General features: G+C 61.1%; 27 protein-coding genes. 9 read left to right on the plus strand and 18 right to left on the minus strand.

Going from position 1 to position 25,059, the window contains the following annotated elements; genetic code table 11:
* Position 1 precedes the first annotated feature (1 nt).
* A complete protein-coding gene (locus ABIN98_RS15015; RefSeq protein WP_346911217.1) occupies positions 2-913 on the minus strand; it encodes a LysR substrate-binding domain-containing protein in 912 nt (303 codons plus the stop codon).
* 163 nt (positions 914-1,076) lie between these two features.
* On the opposite strand from ABIN98_RS15015, the gene ABIN98_RS15020 reads away from it, so the two are divergent.
* Positions 1,077-1,199 carry a hypothetical protein gene (locus ABIN98_RS15020; RefSeq protein ID WP_346911219.1) on the plus strand — a complete coding sequence of 41 codons (123 nt, stop codon included), beginning with the start codon at positions 1,077-1,079 and terminating at the stop codon, positions 1,197-1,199.
* A gap of 134 nt (positions 1,200-1,333) precedes the next feature.
* On the opposite strand, the gene ABIN98_RS15025 is transcribed toward ABIN98_RS15020, so the two are convergent.
* Positions 1,334-3,775 (minus strand): Tex family protein, encoded by a 2,442-nt coding sequence (locus tag ABIN98_RS15025; RefSeq protein ID WP_346911221.1) that lies wholly within the window; start codon positions 3,773-3,775, stop codon positions 1,334-1,336.
* A 213-nt stretch (positions 3,776-3,988) separates the two neighbouring features.
* Between ABIN98_RS15025 and ABIN98_RS15030 the strand changes: the two genes are divergently transcribed.
* Positions 3,989-4,933 carry a glutathione S-transferase family protein gene (locus ABIN98_RS15030; protein WP_346911223.1) on the plus strand — a complete coding sequence of 315 codons (945 nt, stop codon included), beginning with the start codon at positions 3,989-3,991 and terminating at the stop codon, positions 4,931-4,933.
* An 88-nt stretch (positions 4,934-5,021) separates the two neighbouring features.
* On the opposite strand, the gene ABIN98_RS15035 is transcribed toward ABIN98_RS15030, so the two are convergent.
* Positions 5,022-5,759, minus strand: a complete 738-nt coding sequence (locus tag ABIN98_RS15035) for an SDR family oxidoreductase (RefSeq protein WP_346911225.1) — start codon at positions 5,757-5,759, stop codon at positions 5,022-5,024.
* 187 nt (positions 5,760-5,946) lie between these two features.
* Between ABIN98_RS15035 and ABIN98_RS15040 the strand changes: the two genes are divergently transcribed.
* Positions 5,947-6,504: a TetR/AcrR family transcriptional regulator gene (locus ABIN98_RS15040; protein ID WP_346911227.1), complete on the plus strand. Its 558-nt coding sequence runs from the start codon at positions 5,947-5,949 to the stop codon at positions 6,502-6,504.
* On the opposite strand, the gene ABIN98_RS15045 is transcribed toward ABIN98_RS15040, so the two are convergent.
* Positions 6,501-7,625, minus strand: coding sequence for an ATP-dependent RecD-like DNA helicase (locus tag ABIN98_RS15045; protein WP_346911229.1), 1,125 nt, complete (start codon positions 7,623-7,625; stop codon positions 6,501-6,503). The genes ABIN98_RS15040 and ABIN98_RS15045 overlap by 4 nt on opposite strands.
* A 170-nt stretch (positions 7,626-7,795) precedes the next feature.
* Between ABIN98_RS15045 and ABIN98_RS15050 the strand changes: the two genes are divergently transcribed.
* A complete protein-coding gene (locus tag ABIN98_RS15050; RefSeq protein WP_346911231.1) occupies positions 7,796-8,131 on the plus strand; it encodes a PAAR domain-containing protein in 336 nt (111 codons plus the stop codon).
* A gap of 25 nt (positions 8,132-8,156) precedes the next feature.
* On the opposite strand, the gene ABIN98_RS15055 is transcribed toward ABIN98_RS15050, so the two are convergent.
* The 6 genes from ABIN98_RS15055 to ABIN98_RS15080 all read right to left on the minus strand — a co-directional run bounded on the left by ABIN98_RS15055 (position 8,157) and on the right by ABIN98_RS15080 (position 14,289).
* The gene (locus ABIN98_RS15055; RefSeq protein ID WP_346911233.1) at positions 8,157-8,912 is read right to left on the minus strand and encodes an autoinducer binding domain-containing protein; all 756 of its coding nucleotides are present in this window, start codon (positions 8,910-8,912) and stop codon (positions 8,157-8,159) included.
* Positions 8,913-9,144: 232 nt separating this feature from the next.
* Positions 9,145-10,164, minus strand: coding sequence for an MliC family protein (locus tag ABIN98_RS15060; RefSeq protein ID WP_346911235.1), 1,020 nt, complete (start codon positions 10,162-10,164; stop codon positions 9,145-9,147).
* A gap of 133 nt (positions 10,165-10,297) precedes the next feature.
* A complete protein-coding gene (locus ABIN98_RS15065) occupies positions 10,298-10,966 on the minus strand; it encodes an SH3 domain-containing protein (RefSeq protein ID WP_346911237.1) in 669 nt (222 codons plus the stop codon).
* A 138-nt stretch (positions 10,967-11,104) separates the two neighbouring features.
* Positions 11,105-12,136 (minus strand): 4-hydroxyproline epimerase, encoded by a 1,032-nt coding sequence (locus tag ABIN98_RS15070; protein ID WP_346911239.1) that lies wholly within the window; start codon positions 12,134-12,136, stop codon positions 11,105-11,107.
* A gap of 13 nt (positions 12,137-12,149) precedes the next feature.
* Positions 12,150-13,391 carry an FAD-binding oxidoreductase gene (locus tag ABIN98_RS15075; RefSeq protein WP_346911241.1) on the minus strand — a complete coding sequence of 414 codons (1,242 nt, stop codon included), beginning with the start codon at positions 13,389-13,391 and terminating at the stop codon, positions 12,150-12,152.
* Positions 13,392-13,395: 4 nt separating this feature from the next.
* Positions 13,396-14,289, minus strand: coding sequence for a dihydrodipicolinate synthase family protein (locus ABIN98_RS15080; RefSeq protein ID WP_346911242.1), 894 nt, complete (start codon positions 14,287-14,289; stop codon positions 13,396-13,398).
* 122 nt (positions 14,290-14,411) lie between these two features.
* On the opposite strand from ABIN98_RS15080, the gene ABIN98_RS15085 reads away from it, so the two are divergent.
* On the plus strand, positions 14,412-15,068 hold the full coding sequence (locus ABIN98_RS15085) for a GntR family transcriptional regulator (protein ID WP_346911244.1): 657 nt from the start codon (positions 14,412-14,414) through the stop codon (positions 15,066-15,068).
* A 4-nt stretch (positions 15,069-15,072) separates the two neighbouring features.
* Here the strand turns inward: ABIN98_RS15085 and arsB are convergent, their stop codons facing one another.
* The 5 genes from arsB to ABIN98_RS15110 form a co-directional block, all read right to left on the minus strand.
* Positions 15,073-16,113, minus strand: coding sequence for an ACR3 family arsenite efflux transporter (gene arsB, locus ABIN98_RS15090; RefSeq protein WP_346911246.1), 1,041 nt, complete (start codon positions 16,111-16,113; stop codon positions 15,073-15,075).
* Positions 16,114-16,235: 122 nt separating this feature from the next.
* Positions 16,236-16,580: a metalloregulator ArsR/SmtB family transcription factor gene (locus ABIN98_RS15095; RefSeq protein WP_346911248.1), complete on the minus strand. Its 345-nt coding sequence runs from the start codon at positions 16,578-16,580 to the stop codon at positions 16,236-16,238.
* Between the two features lie 338 nt (positions 16,581-16,918).
* Positions 16,919-17,299: a DUF6488 family protein gene (locus ABIN98_RS15100; protein ID WP_346911250.1), complete on the minus strand. Its 381-nt coding sequence runs from the start codon at positions 17,297-17,299 to the stop codon at positions 16,919-16,921.
* Between the two features lie 95 nt (positions 17,300-17,394).
* The gene (locus ABIN98_RS15105; protein WP_346911252.1) at positions 17,395-17,958 is read right to left on the minus strand and encodes a transmembrane anchor protein; all 564 of its coding nucleotides are present in this window, start codon (positions 17,956-17,958) and stop codon (positions 17,395-17,397) included.
* 69 nt (positions 17,959-18,027) lie between these two features.
* A complete protein-coding gene (locus tag ABIN98_RS15110; RefSeq protein WP_346911265.1) occupies positions 18,028-18,687 on the minus strand; it encodes a HupE/UreJ family protein in 660 nt (219 codons plus the stop codon).
* Positions 18,688-19,463: 776 nt separating this feature from the next.
* Here ABIN98_RS15110 and ABIN98_RS15115 point away from each other — a divergent pair.
* A complete protein-coding gene (locus ABIN98_RS15115; RefSeq protein ID WP_346911254.1) occupies positions 19,464-19,721 on the plus strand; it encodes a metal-sensing transcriptional repressor in 258 nt (85 codons plus the stop codon).
* 7 nt (positions 19,722-19,728) lie between these two features.
* The gene (locus ABIN98_RS15120; RefSeq protein WP_346911256.1) at positions 19,729-21,051 is read left to right on the plus strand and encodes an MFS transporter; all 1,323 of its coding nucleotides are present in this window, start codon (positions 19,729-19,731) and stop codon (positions 21,049-21,051) included.
* A 145-nt stretch (positions 21,052-21,196) separates the two neighbouring features.
* Here the strand turns inward: ABIN98_RS15120 and ABIN98_RS15125 are convergent, their stop codons facing one another.
* The 3 genes from ABIN98_RS15125 to ABIN98_RS15135 all read right to left on the minus strand — a co-directional run bounded on the left by ABIN98_RS15125 (position 21,197) and on the right by ABIN98_RS15135 (position 22,708).
* Entirely contained in the window at positions 21,197-21,628 is a 432-nt protein-coding gene (locus ABIN98_RS15125; RefSeq protein ID WP_346911258.1) for an EF-hand domain-containing protein, read from the minus strand.
* A 26-nt stretch (positions 21,629-21,654) separates the two neighbouring features.
* The gene (locus ABIN98_RS15130) at positions 21,655-22,143 is read right to left on the minus strand and encodes a cytochrome b/b6 domain-containing protein (RefSeq protein ID WP_346911260.1); all 489 of its coding nucleotides are present in this window, start codon (positions 22,141-22,143) and stop codon (positions 21,655-21,657) included.
* A gap of 61 nt (positions 22,144-22,204) precedes the next feature.
* Positions 22,205-22,708 (minus strand): calcium-binding protein, encoded by a 504-nt coding sequence (locus ABIN98_RS15135; RefSeq protein ID WP_346911262.1) that lies wholly within the window; start codon positions 22,706-22,708, stop codon positions 22,205-22,207.
* A gap of 163 nt (positions 22,709-22,871) precedes the next feature.
* On the opposite strand from ABIN98_RS15135, the gene ABIN98_RS15140 reads away from it, so the two are divergent.
* Both ABIN98_RS15140 and ABIN98_RS15145 read left to right on the plus strand, forming a co-directional pair.
* Entirely contained in the window at positions 22,872-23,615 is a 744-nt protein-coding gene (locus ABIN98_RS15140) for a response regulator (protein WP_394701515.1), read from the plus strand.
* Positions 23,612-24,991 (plus strand): ATP-binding protein, encoded by a 1,380-nt coding sequence (locus ABIN98_RS15145; RefSeq protein ID WP_346911263.1) that lies wholly within the window; start codon positions 23,612-23,614, stop codon positions 24,989-24,991. The genes ABIN98_RS15140 and ABIN98_RS15145 overlap by 4 nt, the downstream gene beginning before the upstream one ends.
* Positions 24,992-25,059 lie beyond the last annotated feature (68 nt).

Genomic DNA, 25,059 nt, shown 5'->3' on the forward strand with positions numbered 1-25,059 from the left:
ACTATCCTGCGGTGGCGCTCATTCCGAGCGCCATCTCCCGGAAACACTCCCGCACGTGGTCGGCAAAGGCCCGGGTTGCTTTGCCCGCGAGCGGGTTCTGCGCCAGGATGATGTGATAGTTGCCGATATCCGGCAGGCCGTGGCGCTCGTCGAGCGCCTGCAGCGGAGGTTCAACCACGCTGGCCGGAAACGGCGCAACCGCAAGATCGGCTAGAAGAGCTGCTTCCTGGCCGGCGCTGTGAAAGCTCGTATAGGAAATCCGGTAGGGTTTCTCTGCCTTGTCGAGGGCGAGCCGTGCCGCCCGGCGCCAGGGGCAGCCGGAGGTAGAGACCGCAAGCGGCAGGGGATCGCGCTCATAGGCAACGCCGCCTTCCAGCCCGACCCAGATCAGCGGCTCGGTGAAGACGATGTCGCCGTCTTTCAGAAGTTCGCTGTCCGGGCGCGCGGTATAGAGAACCAGATCAAGTTCGTCGTTCTTCATTTTTCGCGCAAGCCCGGGACTTGCGTCCAGGTCCACATCCACATTCACGCCTGGATGAGAGCGGGCGAATCGCGAGAGGAAATTCGGCAGGAACCGGGTGCCGAAATCGGACGGCGCGCCGAACCGGACCTCGCCTTCCACCGCAGGTGAGCGGAACAGGCTGACGGCTTCCTCGTTCAATTTCAGGATACGACGGGCATATCCAAGCAGCGCTTCGCCCTCGGGAGTCATGCGCACAGCGCGACCCTCCCGTGAAAAAACCGCAACTCCCAATATGGTTTCCAGTTTCTTAATCTGCATCGAGACCGCCGAAGGCGTGCGCCCGACGAGCTCGGAAGCCTTTGTAAAACTTGATGTTTCCGCGATCGTAAAGAAGGTCCGATAGAGGTCCAGATCGATCAGCGGAGCGCCCTGTCTGAATCCGTTTTCCATGCCGGCAGGCCTGTTTTATTCAGTTCAATTTTTTTGATCGATCACATAAATACAATTCGTTTGATTGAAAGGCAATGGGTGCCCATATACGGGGCAAGCGGCCAACGAATTAGGCAACCGCCTCCCGAGAAACATCAGATCGAATGTCAGGTTAGGAAACGCCATGACCTTTTTTGCACAAATCCTTGGCAGCACGCTCCTGGGCGTCGTCTCCTCCTATGCGCCGTCCCAGAACGGCAACATGGGCCAGGCTTCGCGCAAGCAGTCCGCCAAGGGCCGGAAATAAGACGCCTGCGCGGGTTTCTGCCCGGCACCGTTTTACGGCAGAATTGAAAACCGCCCGATGCAGGCTGCATCAGGCGGTTTTTCTTTTGTGCTGTAGGGGTCAACGGTCGGCTCGCCAGAGAACTTTATCCGACCCTATTTTCCGCGCTTGTTCATCGCCGCGGCAAGGGCCGCGGCCATGGCGTTGTTGCCGCCGCCGGTGGCTCCACGGGGCCCATTTCCACGCGGACCATTGCCGCCGGGTTTCGGACCGCGTCCGCCGGGCCCTGAGCGATCCGGCCGCCCGCCGCCCCTGCGGTCGTCCCGGCCGCGCTCGGTCTGGCGCTCCCGCTGCCCCTGGTAATCGGCCTGTGACTTCATGGTCATGGAAATGCGCTTGCGCGGCACGTCCACCTCCAGGATCGTCACCTTCACGATATCCCCGGCCTTGACCACCTTGTGCGGGTCGTCGACGAAGCGGTCGGCGAGCTGGGACACATGGACCAGCCCGTCCTGGTGCACGCCGACATCGACGAAGGCGCCGAAATTGGTGACGTTGGTGACCGTGCCTTCCAGCTTCATGCCCGGCTTCAGGTCGGAGATTTCCTCTACCCCGTCCTGAAGGGCGGCGGTCTTGAATTCCGGGCGCGGATCGCGCCCCGGTTTTTCCAGTTCCGAGATGATGTCCTTTACCGTCGGCAGGCCGAAGCGCTCGTCGGTGAATTCCTTCGGGTCGAGACCGCGCAGCAGGCTGTTGTCGCCCATGATCTGGCGCACATCCCGGCCGCAGGCCTTCACGATGCGCTTGGCAAGCGGATAGGCCTCCGGGTGAACGGAAGAGGCATCGAGCGGATCTTCGCCGTCATTGATGCGCAGGAACCCGGCGCAGAGCTCGAACGCCTTCGCACCAAGACGCGGCACGTCCTTCAACTGTTTGCGGCTGGTGAAGCGACCAATGGAATCGCGATGCTCCACCACCGCCTTGGCCAGGCTGTCGGACAGACCGGAAATCCGGGTCAGCAACGCGGGCGATGCCGTATTCAGATCAACGCCAACCGCGTTCACCGCATCCTCGACCACCGCATCGAGCGCGCGCGCCAGCCGGGTCTGGTTGACGTCATGTTGGTACTGGCCGACGCCGATGGACTTCGGTTCGATCTTGACGAGTTCGGCGAGCGGATCCTGCAGGCGCCGGGCAATGGAGGCCGCGCCACGCAGGGAAACGTCCACATCCGGCATTTCCTTCGCCGCCAGTTCGGACGCGGAATAGACGGACGCGCCCGCCTCATTGACGATCACCTTCACCGGCCGGCTGGCGGGTGGAATATCGGCCAGCACATCGGCGGCGAGGCGATCGGTCTCCCGGCTCGCCGTGCCGTTGCCGATAGCAATCAGCCCGACCTTGTGCTTGGCGATCAGCGCCAGCAGCGCCGCGCGGCTGCCGGTCACGTCGTTTCTCGGCTGGAACGGATAGATGGTCGCCGTATCGGTGAGCTTGCCGGTCTCGTCCACGACCGCAACCTTGACCCCGGTGCGGATGCCCGGATCAAGACCGAGGGTCGACTTGGCACCGGCGGGCGCCGCAAGCAGCAGGTCCTTCAGGTTCCGGGCGAAGACCTGGATCGCCTCTTCTTCCGCCTTTTCGCGCAGATCGCCCATCAGGTCGAGCTCGATATGAAGCGCGAGCTTCACCTTCCACGCCCAGCGCGCGACGTCCATCAGCCACTTGTCGGCCGGACGCCCCTTGTCTGAAATGCCATAGGTGTCGGCCACCATCTTTTCCGCGGGCTTCACCGGCGAGACATCATCCGCATCGACGGTCAGGTCGACCGACAGAACACCCTCGTTGCGGCCGCGGAACAGCGCCAGCGCCCTGTGGCTCGGGATCTTCGACAGGGGTTCGGAATAGTCGAAATAGTCGGCGAACTTGGCGCCCTTTTCGCCCATGCCGTCGATCAGTTTCGATTGCACCACGCCGCGCTCGCTGACATGGGAGCGCAGACGTCCGACCAGCTCGGCGTTTTCCGCAAACCGTTCCATCAGGATCTGGCGTGCGCCATCGAGTGCTGCCTTGGTGTCCTCGACACCCTTGTCCGCATCGACATAACCGGCCGCTTCTGCTTCCGGGTCTTTCATCGGATCACCGAGCAGCAGATCCGCCAAGGGCTCCAACCCGGCTTCGCGGGCGATCTGCGCCTTGGTGCGGCGCTTCTTTTTGTAGGGCAGATAGAGATCTTCGAGCGTCGCCTTGGTGTCGGCGGCGGCGATGGACGCAGCAAGATCGTCGGTCAGCTTGCCCTGTTCCTCGATCGATTTCACGATCGCCGCGCGCCGGTCTTCCAGCTCGCGCAGATAGATCAACCGCTCTTCCAGCTTGCGCAATTGGGTGTCGTCGAGACCGCCGGTTGCCTCCTTGCGGTAGCGGGCGATGAAGGGAACCGTCGAGCCCTCGTCGAGCATCGTCACCACGGCGTTGACCTGTGCCGGCTGGCAGGCGATCTCGTCCGCGATCCGGCGCGCGATGCGCAAGGCGGTTTCAGCGCTTGTCGCCTGCGGGTTTGCAGCAGGGGCAGAGGAACTCATGGTGACGTCCGACATTCAAACATTCCCAAATGCGTTTCAGGGCAGGCGACGATAGTGCCGGTAATGACGGCGATAAAGAGACCTGAAGGTGTGATCCACGGAGAAATACCGGCCTCGCCCAGCACTTCAGGACAGTCAATTCCGAACGATCTGCATCGACTCCGGGATGATACGTCCGGAAAATCCGGCTACCACATTACCATCCTGATATCTGACTGGGAGGAGCGCATGACCGGCGCGGCAGACGAAATCATTCTACACAACTACCCGCAATCGCCGGTCGCCGAAAAAGTGCGTGTCGGCTTCGGCATCAAGAGGCTAAGCTGGCGTTCGGTGGAAATCCCCCGCCTACCGCCCAAGCCCATGCTCGCCAAACTGACCGGCGGCTACCGGCGCACTCCTGTGATGCAGATCGGCGCCGACATCTATTGCGACAGCCAGGCGATCCTGCGTGAACTGGAACGCCGCCACCCCTCACCGGGCTTCTTCCCGGCAGGGGACGAGGGCCTGATGTGGAACCTGAGCCGGTGGACCGACGGCGCGCTGTTCGACCTCAGCGTCAAGATCGTGCTGGGTTCTGCCGGTGAAGACCTGCCGAAGGAATTTGCCGAAGATCGCGGCCGGCTCTATCTGGGACCGGACTGGGCTGCAGGTCTCAAGGCAGCCAACACTGAGCTGCCCCATCTGGTCGCGCAACTGCGTGTGCCGCTGACATGGCTCGAGCAACAGCTTTCCGACGGCCGGTCTTTTCTGCTGGGCGACGCGCCCGCTGCAATCGACGCCCAGTTCTATCACGTGGTCTGGTTCGTCCACGGCCGCTGGAACGACAGCAGCCACCTTCTGTCGGAATTCGCCCATGTACTGCGCTGGGAGGAGAACGTCGCCAGGATAGGCCATGGCACCATGACCGGGATGTCGGCCGAAGACGCCATCGACCGCGCCCGCCAGTGCACGCCGCTTGAATGCGACCCCGAAATTCGCAACGACCCCCAGGGCCTCAAGGCCGGAATTTCCGTCGTCGTTTCGCCGGATGTCGATGGTGGCGAACAGCCGGTGGAAGGCACCGTGGCCGCGGCAAGCGCCGACACGATAACGCTGCATCGCACCGATCCGGATGCCGGCGATGTGTACGTCCATTTTCCGCGCTCCGGCTACAAGGTGGAGGTTATCTGATAATTTCCGCCCGAACCGGGGGTCGGCAGGTTCGAGATGGGAGCCGCGGGTCAGAGCCCGCGGCCCACTCGATAATCTTGTCGAGCCGTTAGCCCGGAAGCATCTGCCCGACCTGCCTTTCGACAGCGAGCGGATCGGCAAGCAGGCCACCATGCAATTCCTGCGAGGCGGGGTCCGGGTAGACACTTTCCTCCCCGGCCTCCAGGGCCTGCAGAATGTTGTCGACGACCGCGCTTGGCGGGGTCTTATCCATGGGCAGATTCGCGGCCATATCCGTGTCGACGGGACCCGGGTAAACACCCAGTACCTGCGTCCCCTGTCCGCTCAGTTCTGCCCGAATACCCTGGGTCAACGAGTGGACAGCTGCCTTTGACACGCTGTAGGAACCGAGAGCCGGGAAGTTCACCTGGCCGGCGATGGAAGACAGGTTGATGATCGCGCCGCCGCCATTCCTTGCCAAGACCGGTGCGAAAGCGCGCACCATGTTCAGCAGTCCAAAGTAGTTGGTTTCCATTTCTTCGCGCGCCGGCTCGCTCGATTTGGCGCTTATCAGACCTTCAAAGGCTGCAATCCCGGCATTGTTGACGAGCAAGGCGACATCGGCATTCCTGGCGGCCTCCGCAATCATGTCCGGCCGGGTCACATCCAAAGCCAGGGCAACAACCTTGCCGTTGCCCTCTTTGACGAGATCGTCGAGCGTCTGCGGATTTCGTGCGGTTGCATAGACCTTTGCCGCGCCGGCCTTAAGCAAACCGGCAACAAAGGCACGGCCGATTCCTCTGTTTGCCCCCGTTACCAGGGCTGCTTTCCCATTGATCCTGCTCATGTAGACATTCCTCTCGTAGGTCGGAATTCATAATTAAATACCGATCGGTATTTTAATAAGAGCTTGAACCGGGATTTCAAGAGAATAAATTACCACTCGGTACGAAATTCCAAAAATCAGGACATTGGCTTTCATGACCCGCGGGCGCCCACGGAAAATAGAACCTGAAATCGCCCTGGAGGCCGCCATGAGAACCTTTTGGGAAAAAGGCTTTGCGGGCACTTCCATGTCGGACCTCGTCGCCTCGACCGGGATGGCGAAGCCTGGCCTCTACGCGAATTTCGGCGACAAGGAAGACATCTACAAAAAGGCTCTGGAGCATTATTCTGACAAGATGGCTTCGCCGCTGACCAATGAGCTGCTTGCTTTCGATGGTCCGCTTGAAACCGCCTTGCGCCGGTATCTTTTTGAAATCGCCCATTCGGTCATCGGCAACGCCCACCCGAAGGGCTGTTTCATCATCAACAGCGGCTTTGACTGCGCCGAAGCCGGACCTGGCCTCAAGGAACTCTCCAAATCCCTGAACGCCGCGCGGCGCGAAGCTCTCAAAACCGTGCTGGATCGCGCGCAGGACCGTGGCGAATTGTCAAAAAAGGCCGATACCAATGTGCTCGCGGACTTCTATTCCGCACAGCCTGCGGCACTTGCCTCCCAAGCCCAGGCCGGAGCGAGAGAGGAAGAACTGAGGGCGATGGTCGAGGTCGCCTTGTCGGCGTTACCGGGAATTTCCAAAAACGGCGCCTAACGCACCACGGTGATCCGTTCCGCGGCGCGGGTCACCGCCGTGTAGAGCCAGCGGTCCTTGTGTTCGCGGAAGGCCCAGCTCTCGTCGAACAGCACCACGTCGTCCCATTGGGAGCCTTGCGCCTTGTGCACGGTGAGCGCGTAGCCGTAGTCGAATTCGTCGGCCTTGCGCCGGATGGCATAGGGGATCTGTTCCGCGCCGTCCTCGAACATGGCCGGCAGGACCTTGACCTTCACCACCTGCTTCGCGCCGATATCGTCCTCCGGGATGACATCGAAGCGGAGCGTATTGCCCTGCGGCGTCCGCAGGCGCTTGACGGTCCACAAGCCGCCGTTCAGGAGGCCCTTGGTCTTGTCATTCCTCAGGCACACCAGCTTGTCGCCGACGGCGGGCATCGGCGTGGTGAACTCCTTCAACTCGCGGATGCGGCCGTTGTAGAGCCGGCGGGTCTTGTTGGTACCGACCAGCACCTGGTCGGTCGCCAGGATCTGATCCTTGTCGATGTCGCGCCGGTGAATGACCCGGCTCTCGCCATACTCGCCATACTCCAGCTTGCCGCCCTCGCGGATATCCATGGACATGCGGACGATCGGATTGTCCTGAGCCTGGCGGTGGACTTCCGTCAGCATCACGTCCGGTTCGGCCTCGGTGAAATAGCCGCCGCCCTTGACCGGCGGCAGCTGCGCCGGGTCGCCGAGCACCAGCACCGGCGTGCCGAATGACAGAAGGTCCCGGCCGAGTTCCTCGTCCACCATGGAACACTCATCGATGACGATCAGCTTGGCGGTCGCCGCCACGCTGTCGCGCTTGATTGCGAACTGCGGGCCTGCGTCGTCCTCGTCGTCGTCGGTCTCCTCTTCCTCCTTGGCGGCACGCGGACGGTAGATCAGCGAATGGATCGTACCCGCATCGGCGCAGCCCTTTTGGCGCAGGACATGGGCGGCCTTGCCGGTGAAGGCGCCGAAACAGACGTCGCCGTCAATGCCTTCGGCAAGGTGCCGCGCAAGGGTGGTCTTGCCCGTTCCCGCGTAACCGAACAGGTGGAACACCTGCCGGTCGCCGCGCTTCAGCCAGCTTGCCGTTTCTGCCAGCGCCTTGTCCTGTTCCGGCGACCACGCCATCACCTGATTCCCGTTTCGTTCTCGTCTGCTCCGTGCATAGCGCGATTTATGGCCGGAGGCTATGGGCGAGTGAAAATCGCACCAATGAATGCGCGTTTCCGGGAATGGGTCGGCGCCATCTGCCGCATCCGTTGCTTCCCCGAAAGCCCGCTTTCTGTCATAGAAAACGGATGAAAATTCTGATCCGCCTTTCCATGTTCCTGACCGCTGTTCTGCCGCTTGGTGCTCAAGCCCAGACACAGGACAAGACACCGAACCTGCCCGCATGTGCGGCAAGCGGGGCGTCGTCCGTCTTCATCAACGGACGACCGATGCTCAGGCTATCGGATGTGGCAAACTGTCCGGAAGGCATGTTTGAAATCGTGCCGGGGTTCCTAGTCGAAGGCGAACCGGCCGTGCGTTTCGCGATGCCTGCCGGCAACTGTGTCGCAGGCGGGTCCGCCGATGTCATCGTCGGCGGCACTTCTGCCGGCCGTGCGGGCGACGCAGCCTGCCCACCGAAATAACGTCAACCGAGACCAGGACCCGGTGTCACGCGCCCGGTTTCTGGACGCTGATGATCCCGAGCCGGATGGCCATGCAGGTGGCCAGAACCTTGTTGGAAACCTGCATCTTCTTGAAGACGTTGTTCCAGTGGAACCGGATCGTTGCGGCGGAAACGCCCAGGATGATCGCGATCTCCGCATCCGTCTTGCCTTCCGCCGACCAGGCGAGAACATCCCGTTCCCGGTCGGTCATACGTGGCATCGTCGGGCTTGCGTAGAAGCTCAGAAACTTGTCGTGGAACGCATGTCCAAGCAGCGCGACTTCCGCCAGTTCCCGGTAATTGCGTTCTGCAATCGGCCGGTCCCGGGACAATCCGACGGCTGACAACTCGCCGGACATGCTGACGAAAGGCACCCCTATTCCGTCGGCAAGGCCTGCATCGCTGGCCTCGTTCATGAGCCTTCTCGACGTGATGAGCGCCTTGTCATCACTAGCGGGATCGCGGCTTTGCTCGGTGACCGCATCCTCCCAGAAGAACGGCGACGGGTTCTGGAAACATCGGTAGACGACCGGATCCGAAGCGTAATAGTCCCGCTCCATGTAATGGCTCATCCAGTCATCCGGATAGCTCGTGGCGAAACCGTGGAAGGCCTGAAGACCCAAAGCCGGATGGTCGGTCATCAAGGTAAAACAGACCTTGTCGTAACCGTATTGCTCGACCGCTCTGGTGAAGACTTTGAATGCCTCCGCCGACGAACGCGAGCGCTGAATTTCTTCGATCGCCTTTCCAATGTCGACCATCGTATACAACCTGGCCCTGCCCCTAACAATTCTGTTAGCTACCAGAAGTAATGCCTATTTGGTATAAATGACATAGATGTTTCGCCCGATGGGCAAAAACTTACTTTAGGGGATTTTATTTTAAGACAGCGGCAGGGCAACCTGCCGCTGTTTTTTTACCTGGAACGCGTTTCTCGACGGTGTCGGGACCACCCGGGACAGTTGCCCGCCAATGCGACCCAACCCAATCCGGTCAGCGCTCATAGCACTGGTCGAAACCGGACGGTGATTCAAGACCCGCGGAATTGCCCTTGCTGTAGAGCGTGTATGTGCCGTTCGTGTAACGGGAACCGGAGCCGGAGACCACCTGCTCAAGCCGGATGCCCGGCCCGCCGTCGATGCCGACAATCACATGCCCGTTGCCGCTGTTCACATAGGTCACGACCAGAGGAATCCCCTCCGGGCAGGTGTATTGAACGGTGTTCGAATTCGGCGCAGCCGGCTGCGGATAGACGCCGCCGGTTCGGGGCTGTGCGGGAGCCACATCCGCAATGGCATTTGTTATTGCGTAAAGGGGGCCTTTGGGCGCATTGCCAACGCCGTAGAGAACCTGCCTGCGATGGAGATCCAGTTGCAGGGAAACGTTGCGGGAGGCGTCGTACAGGTAGACCGACCACTCGTCGCGCTGCTGTTCCTGAAACCGGAACGTCACCCGGCCCTGGTCGTTCAGCTCTTCCCATTGACCCCGACCGGCCTGCGAAAAGCTGCCGCGCGAATGAAAGACCTGGGAGACATTGTAGCCGTTGACCTGCACCGGAGCGGGATACGGGTTTTGCGCCGGCTGGCCGTAGTTGGGCTGGCTATTATACGACTGCCCATAATTCGGCTGGCCGTTATTCGGTTGCCCGTAATTGGGCTGGCCATTGTTCGGCTGGCCTGCAGCAAGGCTCGGGCCATTGCAAACCCGGAAGATCGTCGGATAGGGCTTCTGCGAGCACATGAGGCCGCCCCACTGATAGCCGGTACGGCCGTTGCGGTAGCGGATCTGGAACCACTCGTAGCCGTTCATCATGGCGCCGGTACCGTTGAGAATCAGGATCCTGTCACCTTCGCGAAGGCTGCCCACCTGCCGGTAGTTGATGCCCGGTCCGCCGCGGACCTTGCCGCCGTAGGAATAGCCAGGCTGGGGGAAATCGACATCCGGGGATGCCGAGGCCGAGGAAGCAAATCCTGCGCTGATGGCCAATGCCAGCAATGAAAGAAACCGTATCATCTGAAAAACCCTGCAATTGAGATTATCGAAGTTTGACCAGAGGCGACGGCCAACGGTCGTACGCCCGTTGTTCGAAGCCTATCCAGGGCCGGCTGAACCGGCCATGAACCGATTGGACCTGGAAACCGGCCCGTTACTTGTCCGCGTAGGTAATGTCGTAGAGATCTCTCAGCGGCTGGTTGCCCTCACCGTAGAGAATTTTCCTGCGGCTCAGATTAAGCTTGATCGTCACATTTCTGGACGCGTCGAAGAGCGTAACCGACACCGGGTCATGGCTTTTCTGCTGGAAATAGAACTTCTCGTTTCCAAAATGATCCGATTCGGTCCACTGGCCATGAATGCCGGTCCGCACGAACCCTCCGCCGTTGTAATTCACCACAACGACGTTAAAGCCATTCGCTTTGATCTGCACCTCGTCCACCTGAGCGGGCTGCGTCACGGGAGGGTTCTGAAAGGTGGGCTGAGGGGCTGCCTGGGGTTGATAACCGGGACATACCCGGTAAATCGTCGGATAAGGCTTCTGCGAACACATGATCCCGCCCCACTGGTAGCCGGTCCGGCCATTGTGGAAGCGGATCAGGAACCACTCGTAGCCGTTCATCATGGCGCCCGTGCCGTTGAGGATCAGGATACTGTCGCCTTCGCGAAGGCTCCCGACCTGCTGATATTGCATGCCCGGACCACCGCGAACCTTGCCGCCGTAGGAGGTACCCGGCTGGGGGAAATCGACATCCGGAGAGGCCGAGGCCGGAGTGGATAAAGCCAGAAGGCCAAGCATAACAAGCTGCAAAAAACCGCGCATGAAAATTCCTGCCTAGAATAAACGGTAAGACGCCACGCAGAAAGCGCGTGGCGATTCATGAAGTGACGTCTGGTAACTACGATATCGCGGATGAACCGAAGATGAACGGTATTTTTCAGCGTGTTAGAGCGATACGATCTAGGGCCGCGGATACCGTTTCACACCGGTGCCGGTGACCGAGAAGCCGGTCATATACGGGTCGCGTTCGTCGAGGGTGATGGTGCTGATGCCGGTCTTGACCGCCCAGCCCTCGATGGTCGGCACGATGCCACGCTTGGTGCCGACGAGAACGTCCTGCTTGACGCCACCTGTAAACAGCGAGCCGATGACGCTTTCATGGACGAATGTTTCGCCTACCTTCAGCTTGCCCTTTCCGAAGAGCTGCGCCATCCGCGCCGAGGTGCCGGTGCCGCAGGGGCTCCGGTCGATGGCCTTGTCGCCGTAAAAAACCGCGTTGCGGGCATCGGCTTTGGGATCTGCTGCCGGTCCGGTCCATTGGATATGGGTGATGCCCTTGATCTCCGGGTTTTCCGGATGGCGCATCTCGAAGGCTTCGTTCAGCGCCACACGCAATTTCGGGCTCACCGCCACCAGCTGGTCGACCGGCACCTTGCCGACACCGGGGAAGTTCTCCTGCGGCTCGAAGATCGCATAGAAATTGCCGCCATAGGCGACATCGAACGTCAGCCGGCCGAACTCCGGACAGTCGATTTCCAGGCCTTCGGCCGCCAGGAAAGACGGCACGTTGGTGAGCTTGACGGAGGCCACATACTCGCCGTCCATCCGGTATTCGGCGGTGACCAGACCCGCCGGCGTCTCCAGACGGGTGATACCCGGCGTCTTCGGCGTCAACAGCCCCTCCTCGATCGCCATCGTGACCGTGCCGATGGTGCCGTGACCGCACATGGGCAGGCAGCCGGTGGTCTCGATGTAGAGCACGCCGACGTCGTAATCGTCGGAGGACGGCGGATAGAGGATCGTGCCCGACATCATGTCATGGCCGCGCGGCTCGAACATCAGTCCGGTGCGGATCCAGTCGTAATCGGCGAGGAACTTCTGCCGCCGCTCGAACATGGAAGCAGCCTCTATACGTGGGCCTCCACCCGCCACGAGCCGGACCGGGTTACCGCAGGTATGACCGTCGATGCAGAAAAACGTGTGACGTGCCATCCCCTGCTCTCCTCTAGAATCGTGTCGCCCGGAACGGCGACAGATCGATTGCCGGTGTCTCGCCCAGAATAAGCGCCGTCAGCAGTTCACCGGTCGCCGCCGCCTCCGTCAAGCCGTGATGGGCATGGCCGAAACCGTAGACGATGTGATCGCTTGCCGAGGACGATCCGATCACCGGCAGGCTGTCGGGTAGCGACGGCCGGAAACCCATCCAGCGGGTGCCGGTCGAGGCATCGAGCCGCGGAAAGATCGTCTTCGCCCGGGCGATCATGGCATCTACTCGCTTCCAGTTCTCCGGTAACTCGAGACCGCCGAATTCCACCGCGCCGCCGATCCGAAGACCGGTTTCCAACGGCGATAGGACGAAACCGTGGCCGGGCAGCATGATGAACCGGGTCACCCTGATGCCCGGGTCCGGCACGGTGATGTTGTAACCGCGTTCCGTGTCGAGCGGCACCGCATCTCCGAGCTGGGCAGTGAGCCTTTTCGACCATGCGCCGCAGGCGATCACCAGCTTGTCGCACGACCGGCTGGTTCCATCGGCAAAGCGGAGTTCCGCACCATCTTCCCTGGCCGAGACACCATCGACCGCGGCGATCTCGAAAGTCACCCCTTGCGCTTTCAGCCAGTCGGCAAGCGACAGGCACAGCTTCTTCGGATCGTCCATCTGCGCCCAGCCCGGCAGCAGACCGCCGCCGAGGATTCGCTCGGTTAGTTCCGGTTCCATCTCGCGGATCTGGTCGCCGGTCAGTTCCTGGACCTCGACACCGTAGTCCCGCTGTTCCGCCCAGGTCTTGCGGTAGCTTTCAAGCTTTGCCTTGTTATCGAAGATTTCCAGGCAACCGTTGTAGTTCACCTGGTTGTGGGTGCCGGTCAGCCGCCAGGCCCGTTCCCAGGCCGGCAGCGCCGTGCTGTTGAGCGCGGCCAGTGCCTCGGTACTTTCCTTCACCCGCGAGCGGCTGGACGCGGCCAGAAAACGCAGCATCCAGGGCAGGATCTTCAGCGCATAGGCCGGACGGATGGTGAGCGGCCCGAGCGGATCGGCCAGCCATTTCAGCGCCTGCTTCCAGACACCGGGAGACGCCAGCGGCGCAACATCCGTCCAAGCGATACCGCCGGCATTGCCCTGGCTGGCGCCTGCCGCCGGCCCTTCCCGGTCGATGATCGTGACCTTGCAGCCGCGCTCGACGAGGATGCAGGCTGTCGCGAGGCCGACGATCCCGGCGCCGACGATATGAACATGAGGTTTGGTCATGTCACTAAATGACGGGTAATTCGGGTCTTTTTTCAAGAGCGGATTTGATCACCGCCTCGACGCGTTCCTTTTCCGCACCGGAGAGCGCCAGGCGCGGCGCGCGGCAGCGGTCGCTGGAACCGATGGCATGGACCTCGGTCAGTTTGATGTTCTGCACCAGATTGGTGGAGACATCGAGATCGAGCAACGGCCGGAACCAGCGATAGATCTCGAGTGCCTCGGCGATACGTCCGACCTGAACCAGCTTGTAGATGGCGACCGTTTCCTTCGGGAAGGCGACCACCAGACCGGCGACCCAGCCGACCGCGCCCATCATCAGGCTTTCCAGCGCCAGATTGTCGACGCCGGTGAAGACGTCGAACCGGTCGCCGAACCGGTTGATCACGTCGGTTACGCGGCGGATATCGTCGGTGGATTCCTTCATGGCAACGACCAGCGGCTCTTCGGCCAGTTCCTCGAACATGTCGAGGGTAACGTCGACACCATAGGCGACCGGATTGTTGTAGATCATGACCGGCAGGCCGGCGGCCTTCGTCACGGCTTTCAGATGAGCAACCGTCTCATGGGGCGCGGACTTGTAGGGCACGCCCGGCAACACCATCAGGCCATCGGCGCCGGCCTTGGCCGCCGCCTGGGCAGCTTTGGCGGCCCGTTTGGTCGAGCTTTCACAGACCGTCATCAGGACCGGCCGGCTACCGGCTGCGGATTTCGCGATCCGCAGCAGTTCGAGCTTTTCCTCCGGCTCCAGGGCCATCGCCTCGCCGAGCGAGCCGCAAACGATCATGCCGTCGCAGCCCGCATCGAACTGCAGGCCGAAGCAGCGCTCGATTTCGGCTACATCCAGCTCATCGTTTTCCGTGAACTTCGTCGTGACCGCCGGAAAAACACCCTTCCACATGACACTCTCCTCAAGAAACCGGTTGATCCGGATCGTGCGCCTCCCTTTGCCACTTGTCAACAAGTGATATATCAATAGAATATCAAGAAAGCCACGCCATCCCTGTCAGGTTCGGAGATCAGATGGGAGAAGAAGAAAGCCTCTCGCAAGCCGCCTACCGGCAGCTTGAGGAAGCCATCGTCACACTGAAGCTGAAACCGGGCGAGGCGGTCACGGAAAGCCGGCTGACCCAGGACCTGAAAATGGGCCGGACGCCGATCCGCGAAGCGATCCAGCGCTTAAGCTGGGAAGGCCTGGTTTCGATCCGCCCCAGGCTCGGCATCGTCATTGCCGACCTGCACCCGGGCGACTTCGCTCGCGTGCTCGACGCCCGCCATGGACTGGAGATTCTGCTGGCCGGCGCCGCGGCCCGTCTTGCCAGCAAGGAGGAGCGCACTGCCTTGGAGGAGTGTGCGGGCAAGATGCGAGACGCTGCATCCGGCCAGGACGTCACCGCCTTCTACCGGCTGGACAAGAGCTTTGACGGAATCGTCGCGGGCGCGTCGTGCAATCCCTTCGCCGCAAAGGCAGTCGCGCCCTTACAGACCCTCAGCCGACGGTTCTGGTTCCGTTATTTCGCCGACAGCGATCTCGACGCGGCCGCATGGGCCCATCTTGAACTGATGCAGGCGATCGCGGCCGGCGAGGAACAGCTGGCCATCATGAAGGCCGGCGAACTGATGCAGTATCTCCACCGCCAGGCCGCGGCCCTGATCGCTGGTGTCGACTGGGCGGGCTAGACGGTCAGGCGAAGTGGCTGCGCGTCCGGTTGGCGAAGGCGACCAGCGACAGCATCACCGGCACTTCCACCAGCACGCCGACAACGGTCGCGAGCGCCGCGCCTGAGTTCAGGCCGAACAGGCTGATGGCGACGGCCACTGCCAACTCGAAGAAATTGGACGTGCCGATCAGCGCCGCCGGTGCGGCCGTCGCGAACGGCACCCGCCACAGATAGCCCCAGATATAGGCCACCGCGAAAATGCCGTAGCTCTGCACCAGAAGCGGGATCGCGATCAGGACGATCACCATCGGCTTGTCGACGATGGTCTGCGCCTGGAACCCGAACAGCAGAACGACGGTCGCCAGCAACCCCATGACGGAGAACGGCTTCACCCGTCCTGTGAACTGGGCAATGCGTTCATGATGACCCGAATTATCCAGGGACCGCCGCGTCACGTATCCCGCTGCCAGCGGAATGATCACGTAAAGAATGACGGAAAGCAGCAGAGTTTCCCAGGGCACGATGATATCGGTCACGCCCAGGAGGAGGGCCGCGATCGGCGCGAAGGCGAACACCATGACGATGTCGTTGATGGAGACCTGCACCAGGGTATAGTTGGCATCCCCCCGGACCAGCTGGCTCCAGACGAATACCATGGCGGTGCACGGCGCGACGCCGAGCAGGATCATGCCGGCAATATATTCCTTGGCATCCTGCGGAGCGACCAAGCCCGCGAACAGATATTCGAAGAACAGGATACCGAGGGCGGCCATGGTGAATGGCTTGATCAGCCAGTTGACCACCAGCGTGATGCACAGACCCTTGGGCTTCTTGCCGACGTCCTTCAGCGACGCGAAGTCCACATTGACCATCATGGGATAGATCATCACCCAGATGAACACCGCCACGACCAGATTGACGCTGGCGTATTCCAGACCGGCAATCGCCGAAAACAGGCCCGGAACGGCCAGCCCGAGCGCGACACCGGCAGCGATGCACAGGGCCACCCAAACGGAAAGATAGCGCTCGAACACGCCAAGCGGCGTTTCATCGACAGTTGCCATGTCTCAGTCTCCAGACAGCGGTTCACCTCGACCAGGAAATCGCCGTTTCCGTGACGGGCTGTCATCCTTGGTGGGGCGGAATGGTCAAAGGCCCTTTGATGGGGCCTGCGAATGAAATGACGTTACGTTTCGGCTTCGACAGCAGGTGTAAGGCAGGACAGGACGGGAGCGCAGAGTTCCGGCTGGCCGCCGCAGCAGTCCTGCAGCAGATAGGTCACCAGGTCTCCCATCGCGGCGAGGTCCGCCCGGTAAAGGATCGAGCGCCCGTCCCGCTCGGCGTGCACAAGGCCGGAGCGGGACAGGACGCCCAGGTGGGTCGACAGGGTATTCGGCCGCACGTCGAGCGCATCGGATATGGCGCCGGCAGGCATGCCTTCTTGTCCGGCTTTCACCAACAGGCGAAAGACGTCGAGGCGCGTTTCCTGCCCAAGCGCCGCCAGCGCGTCGAGTGCGAGTTCTTTCTTCATATTTCGAAAGTAGTCGAATTATCGAAATATAGCAATGGAAAAATCAAATCAACTCCCGAACCGCTTGGGACCTTCCCAACCGAGCACCCCGAGAACCGGTGGCTCGATGACCGTCAGAAGCCAATGTTGAGCACCCCACCAGGAAAACTCCGTGAAGCTCTCTTTCAGTTTTCCTGTCTCCTGCCACCATGCCAAAAGGGCAGAAGGCGTCTCCTTGCCTTTCGGCAGGCTTTCGAAAAGGAATGCCCCGGAGGCTTTTTGCTACCGGGGCGAAACCTCTCAGAGTACGACAAATGCCGAAGGCTCAGGCAGGAACTCAATCGCTTGGGCTTTCGCACTCAGTCGAGGGTGACAAGCGTGCCTTCCTTCTTGGCATCGTAAACGAAGGGAAAAATGCCTTCGAAATTTGCATCGAGGACATCCCCGCTCCCTGCAACGAGAACGTAGAGGGTCTTCTTTTCCTCAAGGTTCATCACCGCGATGACAAAGTCCCCATCCACGACCGCCAGAATCTTCGTCTGGTCGAAAGGAATGACGCTCCAGCTCTGCGGCAGCATCCCCCACTGCTTGCCGACATCATGGGTTACGAAATAGCCGGCCGCATTCGAAGCTGTGATCCGGGCATCTTCTTCCGTCAGAAACCCATGCCCGCCGGAATGAGCGTAGGCCGAGGCAGTTCCTAGAAACAGCGCCGCAACCAAGGCGATGATTTTCAACATGATGCTTTCTCCTGAAACGGGTAAGAAAGGCCGGGCCTCGCTGTGAGACTTGCCACTTAGGCGAAGCGTCACCCTGAAACCCGGCCTCGTTTCTCTTACTTCGACTGCTTGATGTCGCTGAAGTCACCGCGCAGCTGCAGGGTCACCGTGATATCCGCATTGTCGCGGTTGCGCCAGAACCATCCATGATCGCCGGGAAACGGCGCCGTGAAGCTTCCCTTCCCGTCGGTCTTTCCACGTCCTTTTTCATAGTCGATCGACTTGCCGCCGCCGTGGGCATGGAGGTCGTAGTTGATACGTCCACCTTCGGCCACCCAATCGTACTCTGCCGTGTCTCCCTCCTTCATGACCAACTTGATCTCGGTGTATTCACCGGGTTCCAGGGTGAAGGTGACAGTCTCGCGCCAGGCATCCTGGGCATGGGCTGTGCCGATGATAAGGCCGAACAACCCGTCGAGAAAGTTCGACCGTCGGTCAACCGCACCTGCCTTGTGGTCCTCTTCCGCTTCTCTTGCCAGTTCTGTCTTGATTTCTCCCATCTCGGCGAGACCAATCGTCCGGCCGATGCCGGTCGGGTCGATGCCGTATTCCGCGGGCAGAACGATGGTCACAAGGATAATGACGGCAGCTATCAGCGCGAGAACCGTTGAACGGATCAACTGCGCCGAGCTCGGCAGCTCATCGGGGTTTGGTTTGTTTGCGTTGTACATATCAGTTCTTTCTTTGAATTAGGAAACGACGAAATATCCGGTGATCTGATACCCCATCAGGACAAATCCCATGGACATCATCACCACATTGGCGGTGTAGGCGTGCCGCCAGAAACCCGCAGTCCGGCGCCAATAGCCCATCACGATGAGGATCAGGGCAAGCGCCAGAAGCTGTCCGATTTCCACTCCGACATTGAAGGCGAGCAGGTTCGGTATCAGACCCTCCGAGGCGATTTCGTAGTCAAGGATTTTGGTGGCCAGACCGATGCCGTGAATCAGCCCGAATATCAGGGTGGCGGCTTTGGTGTCGGGCTGAAAACCGAACCAGCGCTGAAAGGCGCCGAGATTATCAAGCGCCTTGTAGACCACGGACAGCCCGATCAGGGCGTCGATGATATACGGGTTGACGTTCCAGCCGAAATAGACCCCCGCCAGCATCGTGGTCGAGTGACCGAGCGCAAAAAGGCTGACGTAAATCGCTACGTGCTTCATCCGGTAGAGGAAGAACACGACTCCTAAAAGAAACAGGATGTGGTCGTATCCGGTGACCATGTGTTTGGCGCCCAGGTACATGAAGGGAATGATGTTCACCCCCCATATTTCCTGAATGTAACCTGCGTCACCGGCAGTAACATTATGCGCAAGGGCTGATGCCGGCCACAGAAGAAGCGCCAGCATTGACAATGGCAGGACAAAATAGCCGGTCTTTTCCAGACGGCTTTGCCCAACCGTGGCTGCAGAATTCATGAGAATTTCCCAGTCAGTTGACAGATGAATTTGATTGAACACCCGGCAAGCGGGTCTCTGTCAGGCTCTGGGAGGACGCTCCGGAGGAGAATGGAGGGCGGACACGGCACCGCTGGGCGGAAAATGCCAGGCCGTTCGGTGATAGCGATGTTCAGGTGTGAGGCGAGGCCAGACCAGAACAGCCGTCTTGTGATCGTGATCTGCAAGATCGTGTTGATGGCCATGTATGGCCCACAGGAGATCGAGGTCCAAGCCATGGGAATGACCGTGTTCCTCGACCATCTGAAAATGGTCTTGAACAGCCTCGATCCATTGTGGTTTATGCGAAAAAGCCGGGGCCAACGCCCAGGCAAACAGGCAGAGGCACAAGATCGCGGATAGAAATTTCCGCGAAGCCAGTCTGGTCATGAAGCCCGTTACGAACAAACCTGCCGATCCCTTTCGCTCTTTGGATCTGAGGGTACTCTATATCCGATTTGGCTCACTGTGACCAAACATTGTGGCCGGAGAGCGATGGCAGCAGCCAATGGAACACGTTCCCCACAAAATTGCGAAATCGCAGTGACCGCCGGCCAGCCGGTGGCGGCCCCTGCCGAAAGGTGATGGAGATCTGTCCTCTTACAAGAATGCCCATAAGCGGGACCATGCCATCATAACGTTACCGGAAGGAACTTGCCATATCCCCCCAGGGGGGATAATTTCCATATATGTCAGATACGCATCAACATGCAAGCCACCCGGGCCTGATCAAGCGCTTGAAACGCGCCGACGGGCACCTGCGCCACGTCATCGACATGATCGAGGATGGCAAGCCTTGCGGTGATATCGCTATCCAGCTTCAGGCCGTCGAAAAGGCGATCACGGCGGCGAAACGCATGCTGATCCACGACCACATCGATCACTGCCTCGGTCATGGCGGCGAGCAGGATCTCGCCGAAATGCGGGCGCTCGCCAAGCTTCTTTGAGGTTTGCATGCTGACCATTCTCGCCAACCGGACCTATCGGCATCTGTTCGCGGCCCAGGTGATTGCGCTTATCGGAACCGGGCTAGCGACAGTCGCCCTTGGCCTGCTCGCCTGGCAGATCGCGGGAGACAAGGCCGGTTTGGTGCTGGGAACGGCACTGGCGATCAAGATGATTGCCTATGTCACGCTCGCGCCCATCGCTTCCGCCTTTGCCGACCGGGTACCCCGGCGGGCGATGCTGGTCACGCTCGACCTGATCCGGGCGGCCATCGCGGTTGCGCTGCCGTTCGTCACGGAGGTCTGGCAAATCTACCTGCTGATCTTCCTTTTGCAGGCATCTTCGGCAGGCTTCACGCCGACATTCCAGGCGACCATTCCGGACGTGCTGCCGGACGAGGCCGACTACACCCGCGCCTTGTCTTTGTCCCGGCTGGCCTATGACCTTGAAAACCTGCTCTCGCCCATGCTCGCTGCGGCGTTGCTGACCCTGGTCAGCTTTCCGGTCCTGTTCGGCGGAACCGTCATAGGGTTCCTGGCTTCCGCGGCATTGGTCGTTTCCGTAACCCTGCCTTCGCCGAAACCCGCCGCCCCTCGCGGCATCTGGGATCGGACAACGCGCGGCATCCGCATCTATCTCGCCACGCCCCGCCTGAGGGGGTTGCTGGCCCTGAACCTCTCCGTCTCCGCGTCCGGCGCCATGGTGATCGTCAATACGGTCGTCATCGTCCAGGCCCGCCTCGGCCTCGGCGAAACCCAGGTGGCGCTGGCGCTGGCGGCGTTCGGTGGCGGATCCATGGTCGCCGCCCTGCTCCTGCCGCAACTTCTGGACCATATGCGCGACCGGCCGCCGATGATCGCAGGTGCGGCCGTTCTCGCCCTCGGCACGCTCGCCGGGCCGTTCGTCGGTTCGTTTGCCGGGCTGATGGCGCTATGGCTTGTTCTCGGCTTCGGCTACAGCCTGACCCAGACCCCGACCGGTCGACTGCTGCGCCGCTCGGCCCATCCGGAAGATCGTCCGGCAATCTTCGCCGCTCAGTTCGCGCTAAGCCATGCCTGTTGGCTTTTGGCGTATCCGCTGGCGGGCCGTTTCGGGGCCGCATCAGGGCTCGACACGACCTTTTTCCTGATGGCTGGTCTGGCAGGGCTCGGCGTTGCCGGAGCGCTGTGGTTCTGGCCGGCGCACGAACCGGACATACTGCCCCACGCGCATCCGGAACTGCCGCCGGATCATCCGCACCTGAAGGAACACGGCGGCAAAGACCATCAGCACCAGATCGTGATCGACGACCTTCACGGGCACTGGCCCGAAGGCCGGTCTCACCTTCGCTGAAATCGACCGTTTCGACCATGGGGTCCGATCGATGTGAGCACCACGACGATAAGACCGTAATCCTGAGATCGGAACACCGGAGGAAGTAAGGGCCCCCGTGCTTCCCTCCGGTGCGAGATTATCGCCCAGCTTTCGTATTGAGAGTCTACCTGCGGAAATCCTCCAGGCTCACGCCGCCGTCACCGTTCTTGTCCAGGAACTTGAACCAGTCGGCGGCACCTTGAAGGAATTCCTCACGGGAGACCTTGCCATCGCCATCGCGATCGTTTGCGGCGAGGCTCATGCCGTCGGCAACGCGTTTCATCTGAGCGCGTTGTTCGGCCTGATAGTTGCCGACGTCATTGGCGCGGGCCTCATTGAAGGTGACATACTCCTCGGCATCGAGATAGCCGTCTTCGTTGGCGTCGAAGGTGATGAAGACATTGCCTCGCATTTCCTCCAGTTCGGCAAGCGTGGCCGTGCCGTTGCCGTCGAGATCCCAGTTTTGAAGGAATTGATCGCCGGGCGTGGTCTGCGCCAAGGCGGCGGACGCCGTCAGGGTCAACGCGAGCGCCAAGGAAAGTCGGTAATTGGTCATGTCATTATCCTCTTGATCGGCCTGTCTCAAACGCTCGGGCGCAGCATCCGCTGCATGATCGCGGTCTTCAGGATGAGCTGGTGGAAGACCACTGCGCCGACATGCACGACGATCAGGGCCAACAGCACCACCTTGAGCACATTGTGCAGGTTGGCGGCGACACGGACATCGGCGAACCAGGCCAGCCCGCCACTGACGGAAAGACCGATCAGAACCAGATAAAAGACAACGTGGACGGCCTTTGCCGCCAGCTTCAGGGCGGGATGTTCCTTTTCCGGAAGCGGCGGTGCGCCACGGGAAAAACGGAGGACGATGCGCCAGAGCACCAATGCCAGGATAATGATCCCTCCGGTCACATGGGCCAGGATCAGCGGATCGAATGCAAAACTCTGGCCTTGGACATAGGCGGTCCAGGCCTCCGAGATGGCATCCTTGAACAGGTATTGGGCGGAAATAAGGGCCGCGACGATCCAGTGCAGCGCGATCTGCGTGCGTGAATATCCGGGAGTGGTCATGATTTGCCCCTTAGAATTCTGAGGAGAGCGGCGGCCCGCATGGGGCCGCCATCGTCTCGGCTTACTGGTTCTTCGGCGCCTCGGTCGGCTGCCCGTGCCACTTCTGCATCCGCGCCATCATCTTGGCGGGAAACTGCATTTCCTCGGCACTCAGCTTGCCGTCCTCGTCCGCGTCGAGCATCGTGAAGGGCCGCTCGGCGAAGCTGCGGGTCACTTCCGCAAACAGCGCGTCGAACTCGGCGCGGGAAAGGACACCGTCGCCGTCGGCGTCATGGGTCTTGCGGAGACCGTCGATACCGGCTTCGACTTCGGCTGCGGTCACGGTGCCGTCCTTGTCGGTGTCGAAGGACAGGAATACCGGATTGTTGGCGAAGCCGCCCATGCGGCCGGGTCCGCGCTGCCACCCCATGCCACCGTGCATACGCTGCATCATCATGCCGGGGCCGCCGTCGCAGCCCATCGGGCCCCAACCGCCCGGTCCGGCTGCGATTGCCGGGATCGCGACGGCACCCGCGATCACCACGGCAGCAACGGCGGCGCTTGCGAAAATCGTCTTGCGTTTCATGTCATCACCTCTTCGGTTCTGCGTTTCGATGAGGTGAAGATGAGGCGCCCGTGTCGCAGAACCTTATCAACCGACCGGCCGTTTTGTATCGCTCTGTCGCAAAGGGGATGGACTGCGACCGGCCGCGACAATTCGTTTTTCGGCAATCGGTGAGGCATGTTAAATGGCATTCATGTCTGAGCAGCTTCACATCCCGCATGTCCTGGTCGTGGACGATCACCGTGAAATCCGCGATGCGGTCACCCGCTACCTGGAAAAGAACGGCCTGCGGGCGACTCCGGCGAAGAACGCTACGGAGATGGACGAGCAGCTTCGAAACGGCCGCTTCGATGTGATCGTTCTCGACGTGATGATGCCGGGCGAGGACGGCCTGTCGGTTGCACGCCGGCTGAGTGCCGCAAGCGGGCCGCCGATCCTCATGTTGAGCGCGCTCGGAGAGGACACCGACCGCATTATCGGCCTTGAGATCGGAGCGGACGACTATCTGGTTAAACCGTTCAATCCACGCGAACTGCTGGCGCGGGTGAAGGCGATCCTGCGCCGGCACGAACGTCTCGAACCGCTGGCAGGAGAACTTGGCGGGCGAAAACTGTCTTTCGCGGGCTGGGTGCTCGACACCGATACGCGCAAGCTCGTACGGGAAGCCGATGAACACGAGGTGTCGCTGACCAGCGCGGATTTCAAACTGTTGATTGCCTTTCTCGAGCGTCCGCGCTTCGTGCTCTCTCGCGAGCAATTGCTCGATATCACCAGCGGCCGCAGTGCCGATGTTTTCGACCGGACGATTGACAATCAGGTGAGCCGCCTGCGCCGCAAGATCGAGGATGATCCGGCGAATCCGAAAATCATCACCACCGTTCGAGCCGGAGGCTACAGTCTTGCCGCTGATGTCCGGGAGGTTTCGTGAAACACCCCCGCCGCGCCCGCAGTCTGCTCACCCAGGTCGCCTGGCTTACGATCATTGCCATGATCCTTGCCCAGGTCGCCGGGTACTGGCTGTTTACCGCAGAACGTGCCACCGCGATCCGGACCAAGCAACGCTCCGAGGCGATCGAACGGACGATCCGCCTCGCAAGGCTGCTGGACAGCAAGCCCCTGGTTTTGCGCGACAGTCTCGTTGAAGCGGCGACATCGACCGCGCTTGGGTTTGACGTGGCGCTCCAGGCATCGGTCGTTGGGTCGGGAACGGACCTTGCCACCGAATGGCCCGGAAGCCGGTCCAGGGAATACGTCATCACGCCTCATGGCCGCTTGCGCCCGCCGCCCGGCCTGCAATGGTTGCGCGAGGCCATGATGAAGGCCGGTCTCGCGCCGGTGGAACTGCGACTGTCCCTGCCGCTTGCAAACGGCGATTGGCTCAATTCAAAGGCGCGGCTGGAACGGCCGGGACTGCAATTGCCGCCGCAGATCGTGGCATCAACGCTGCTTACCGTCACGTTGCTGGTCGGTGCGCTTTGGCTCGGCCTGCGGCGCATCACACGGCCCTTGCGGGAATTGGTGGGCGCCGCGGATCAGATGGAGCTGGAAACGGATCTGCCGAAGATGCCGGAAGGCGGTCCGCGCGAGGTCAGGGCCCTATCGGAAGCGCTCGCGCGCATGCATGCCCGGTTGTCGCAGATGATCGGGGAAAGAACCCAGATGCTCGCCGCACTCGGTCACGATCTGCGCTCACCGATCACCGCCTTGCGGGTCCGGGCGGAAATGGTCGATGATGACGAAACGCGCGAGCGCATTCTCACATCGCTCGACGAGATGCAGGAAATGACCGAGGCTACGCTCGCCTACGCGCGCGGGGTCTCTGTTGCCGAGCCCGTGGAAGAGGTCGACCTGGCCGCCCTGTTGGGCGAACTGGCACAGGAACTGTCGACCATCGGGCCGCCGGTGGAGATCACTGCCGCCGAGCCGGCGGTGCTGCCGCTCCGGCGCGTCGCCATGCGCCGGGCGCTCCGGAACCTACTGGAAAATGCGCAACGCTACGGCGGCGGGGCTGCCGCCACGCTCTCGCGCAAGGGAGAGATGGTGGAGATCGTGATCGACGATAACGGCCCTGGCATTCCCGAGGCGGATCTCGAACGGGTTTTCAATCCGTTCGACCGGCTGGAGACCTCCCGTTCCCGTGACACGGGTGGCGTCGGCCTCGGCCTGCCGATCGCCCGTTCGATCCTGCGCGCTCATGGCGGCGACGTCAGTCTGTCCAACCGGGCCGAAGGCGGCTTGCGGACACTGGTCCGCTTGCCCCTATCGACGGGGCATATCCGCGATAAGAAGCATCATGCTGACTGAGGCGACCGCTGTCCTGATGAGCATCTGGCGTTCGCTCGTCGAAGTCCAGCGCCACATATCGGCGGAAA

It is taken from the genome of uncultured Roseibium sp. (genome assembly GCF_963675095.2).
Lineage (GTDB): Bacteria > Pseudomonadota > Alphaproteobacteria > Rhizobiales > Stappiaceae > Roseibium.

Excerpts from the sequence above, each read along its gene's own strand:
- ABIN98_RS15015 (WP_346911217.1), bottom strand. The coding sequence starts at position 913 with ATGGAAAACGGATTCAGACAGGGCGCTCCGCTGATCGATCTGGACCTC.
- ABIN98_RS15020 (WP_346911219.1), top strand. The coding sequence starts at position 1,077 with ATGACCTTTTTTGCACAAATCCTTGGCAGCACGCTCCTGGGCGTCGTC.
- ABIN98_RS15025 (WP_346911221.1), bottom strand. The coding sequence starts at position 3,775 with ATGTCGGACGTCACCATGAGTTCCTCTGCCCCTGCTGCAAACCCGCAG.
- ABIN98_RS15030 (WP_346911223.1), top strand. The coding sequence starts at position 3,989 with ATGACCGGCGCGGCAGACGAAATCATTCTACACAACTACCCGCAATCG.
- ABIN98_RS15035 (WP_346911225.1), bottom strand. The coding sequence starts at position 5,759 with ATGAGCAGGATCAATGGGAAAGCAGCCCTGGTAACGGGGGCAAACAGA.
- ABIN98_RS15040 (WP_346911227.1), top strand. The coding sequence starts at position 5,947 with ATGAGAACCTTTTGGGAAAAAGGCTTTGCGGGCACTTCCATGTCGGAC.
- ABIN98_RS15045 (WP_346911229.1), bottom strand. The coding sequence starts at position 7,625 with ATGGCGTGGTCGCCGGAACAGGACAAGGCGCTGGCAGAAACGGCAAGC.
- ABIN98_RS15050 (WP_346911231.1), top strand. The coding sequence starts at position 7,796 with ATGAAAATTCTGATCCGCCTTTCCATGTTCCTGACCGCTGTTCTGCCG.
- ABIN98_RS15055 (WP_346911233.1), bottom strand. The coding sequence starts at position 8,912 with ATGGTCGACATTGGAAAGGCGATCGAAGAAATTCAGCGCTCGCGTTCG.
- ABIN98_RS15060 (WP_346911235.1), bottom strand. The coding sequence starts at position 10,164 with ATGATACGGTTTCTTTCATTGCTGGCATTGGCCATCAGCGCAGGATTT.
- ABIN98_RS15065 (WP_346911237.1), bottom strand. The coding sequence starts at position 10,966 with ATGCGCGGTTTTTTGCAGCTTGTTATGCTTGGCCTTCTGGCTTTATCC.
- ABIN98_RS15070 (WP_346911239.1), bottom strand. The coding sequence starts at position 12,136 with ATGGCACGTCACACGTTTTTCTGCATCGACGGTCATACCTGCGGTAAC.
- ABIN98_RS15075 (WP_346911241.1), bottom strand. The coding sequence starts at position 13,391 with ATGACCAAACCTCATGTTCATATCGTCGGCGCCGGGATCGTCGGCCTC.
- ABIN98_RS15080 (WP_346911242.1), bottom strand. The coding sequence starts at position 14,289 with ATGTGGAAGGGTGTTTTTCCGGCGGTCACGACGAAGTTCACGGAAAAC.
- ABIN98_RS15085 (WP_346911244.1), top strand. The coding sequence starts at position 14,412 with ATGGGAGAAGAAGAAAGCCTCTCGCAAGCCGCCTACCGGCAGCTTGAG.
- arsB (WP_346911246.1), bottom strand. The coding sequence starts at position 16,113 with ATGGCAACTGTCGATGAAACGCCGCTTGGCGTGTTCGAGCGCTATCTT.
- ABIN98_RS15095 (WP_346911248.1), bottom strand. The coding sequence starts at position 16,580 with ATGAAGAAAGAACTCGCACTCGACGCGCTGGCGGCGCTTGGGCAGGAA.
- ABIN98_RS15100 (WP_346911250.1), bottom strand. The coding sequence starts at position 17,299 with ATGTTGAAAATCATCGCCTTGGTTGCGGCGCTGTTTCTAGGAACTGCC.
- ABIN98_RS15110 (WP_346911265.1), bottom strand. The coding sequence starts at position 18,687 with ATGCTGGCGCTTCTTCTGTGGCCGGCATCAGCCCTTGCGCATAATGTT.
- ABIN98_RS15115 (WP_346911254.1), top strand. The coding sequence starts at position 19,464 with ATGTCAGATACGCATCAACATGCAAGCCACCCGGGCCTGATCAAGCGC.
- ABIN98_RS15120 (WP_346911256.1), top strand. The coding sequence starts at position 19,729 with ATGCTGACCATTCTCGCCAACCGGACCTATCGGCATCTGTTCGCGGCC.
- ABIN98_RS15125 (WP_346911258.1), bottom strand. The coding sequence starts at position 21,628 with ATGACCAATTACCGACTTTCCTTGGCGCTCGCGTTGACCCTGACGGCG.
- ABIN98_RS15130 (WP_346911260.1), bottom strand. The coding sequence starts at position 22,143 with ATGACCACTCCCGGATATTCACGCACGCAGATCGCGCTGCACTGGATC.
- ABIN98_RS15135 (WP_346911262.1), bottom strand. The coding sequence starts at position 22,708 with ATGAAACGCAAGACGATTTTCGCAAGCGCCGCCGTTGCTGCCGTGGTG.
- ABIN98_RS15140 (WP_394701515.1), top strand. The coding sequence starts at position 22,872 with ATGGCATTCATGTCTGAGCAGCTTCACATCCCGCATGTCCTGGTCGTG.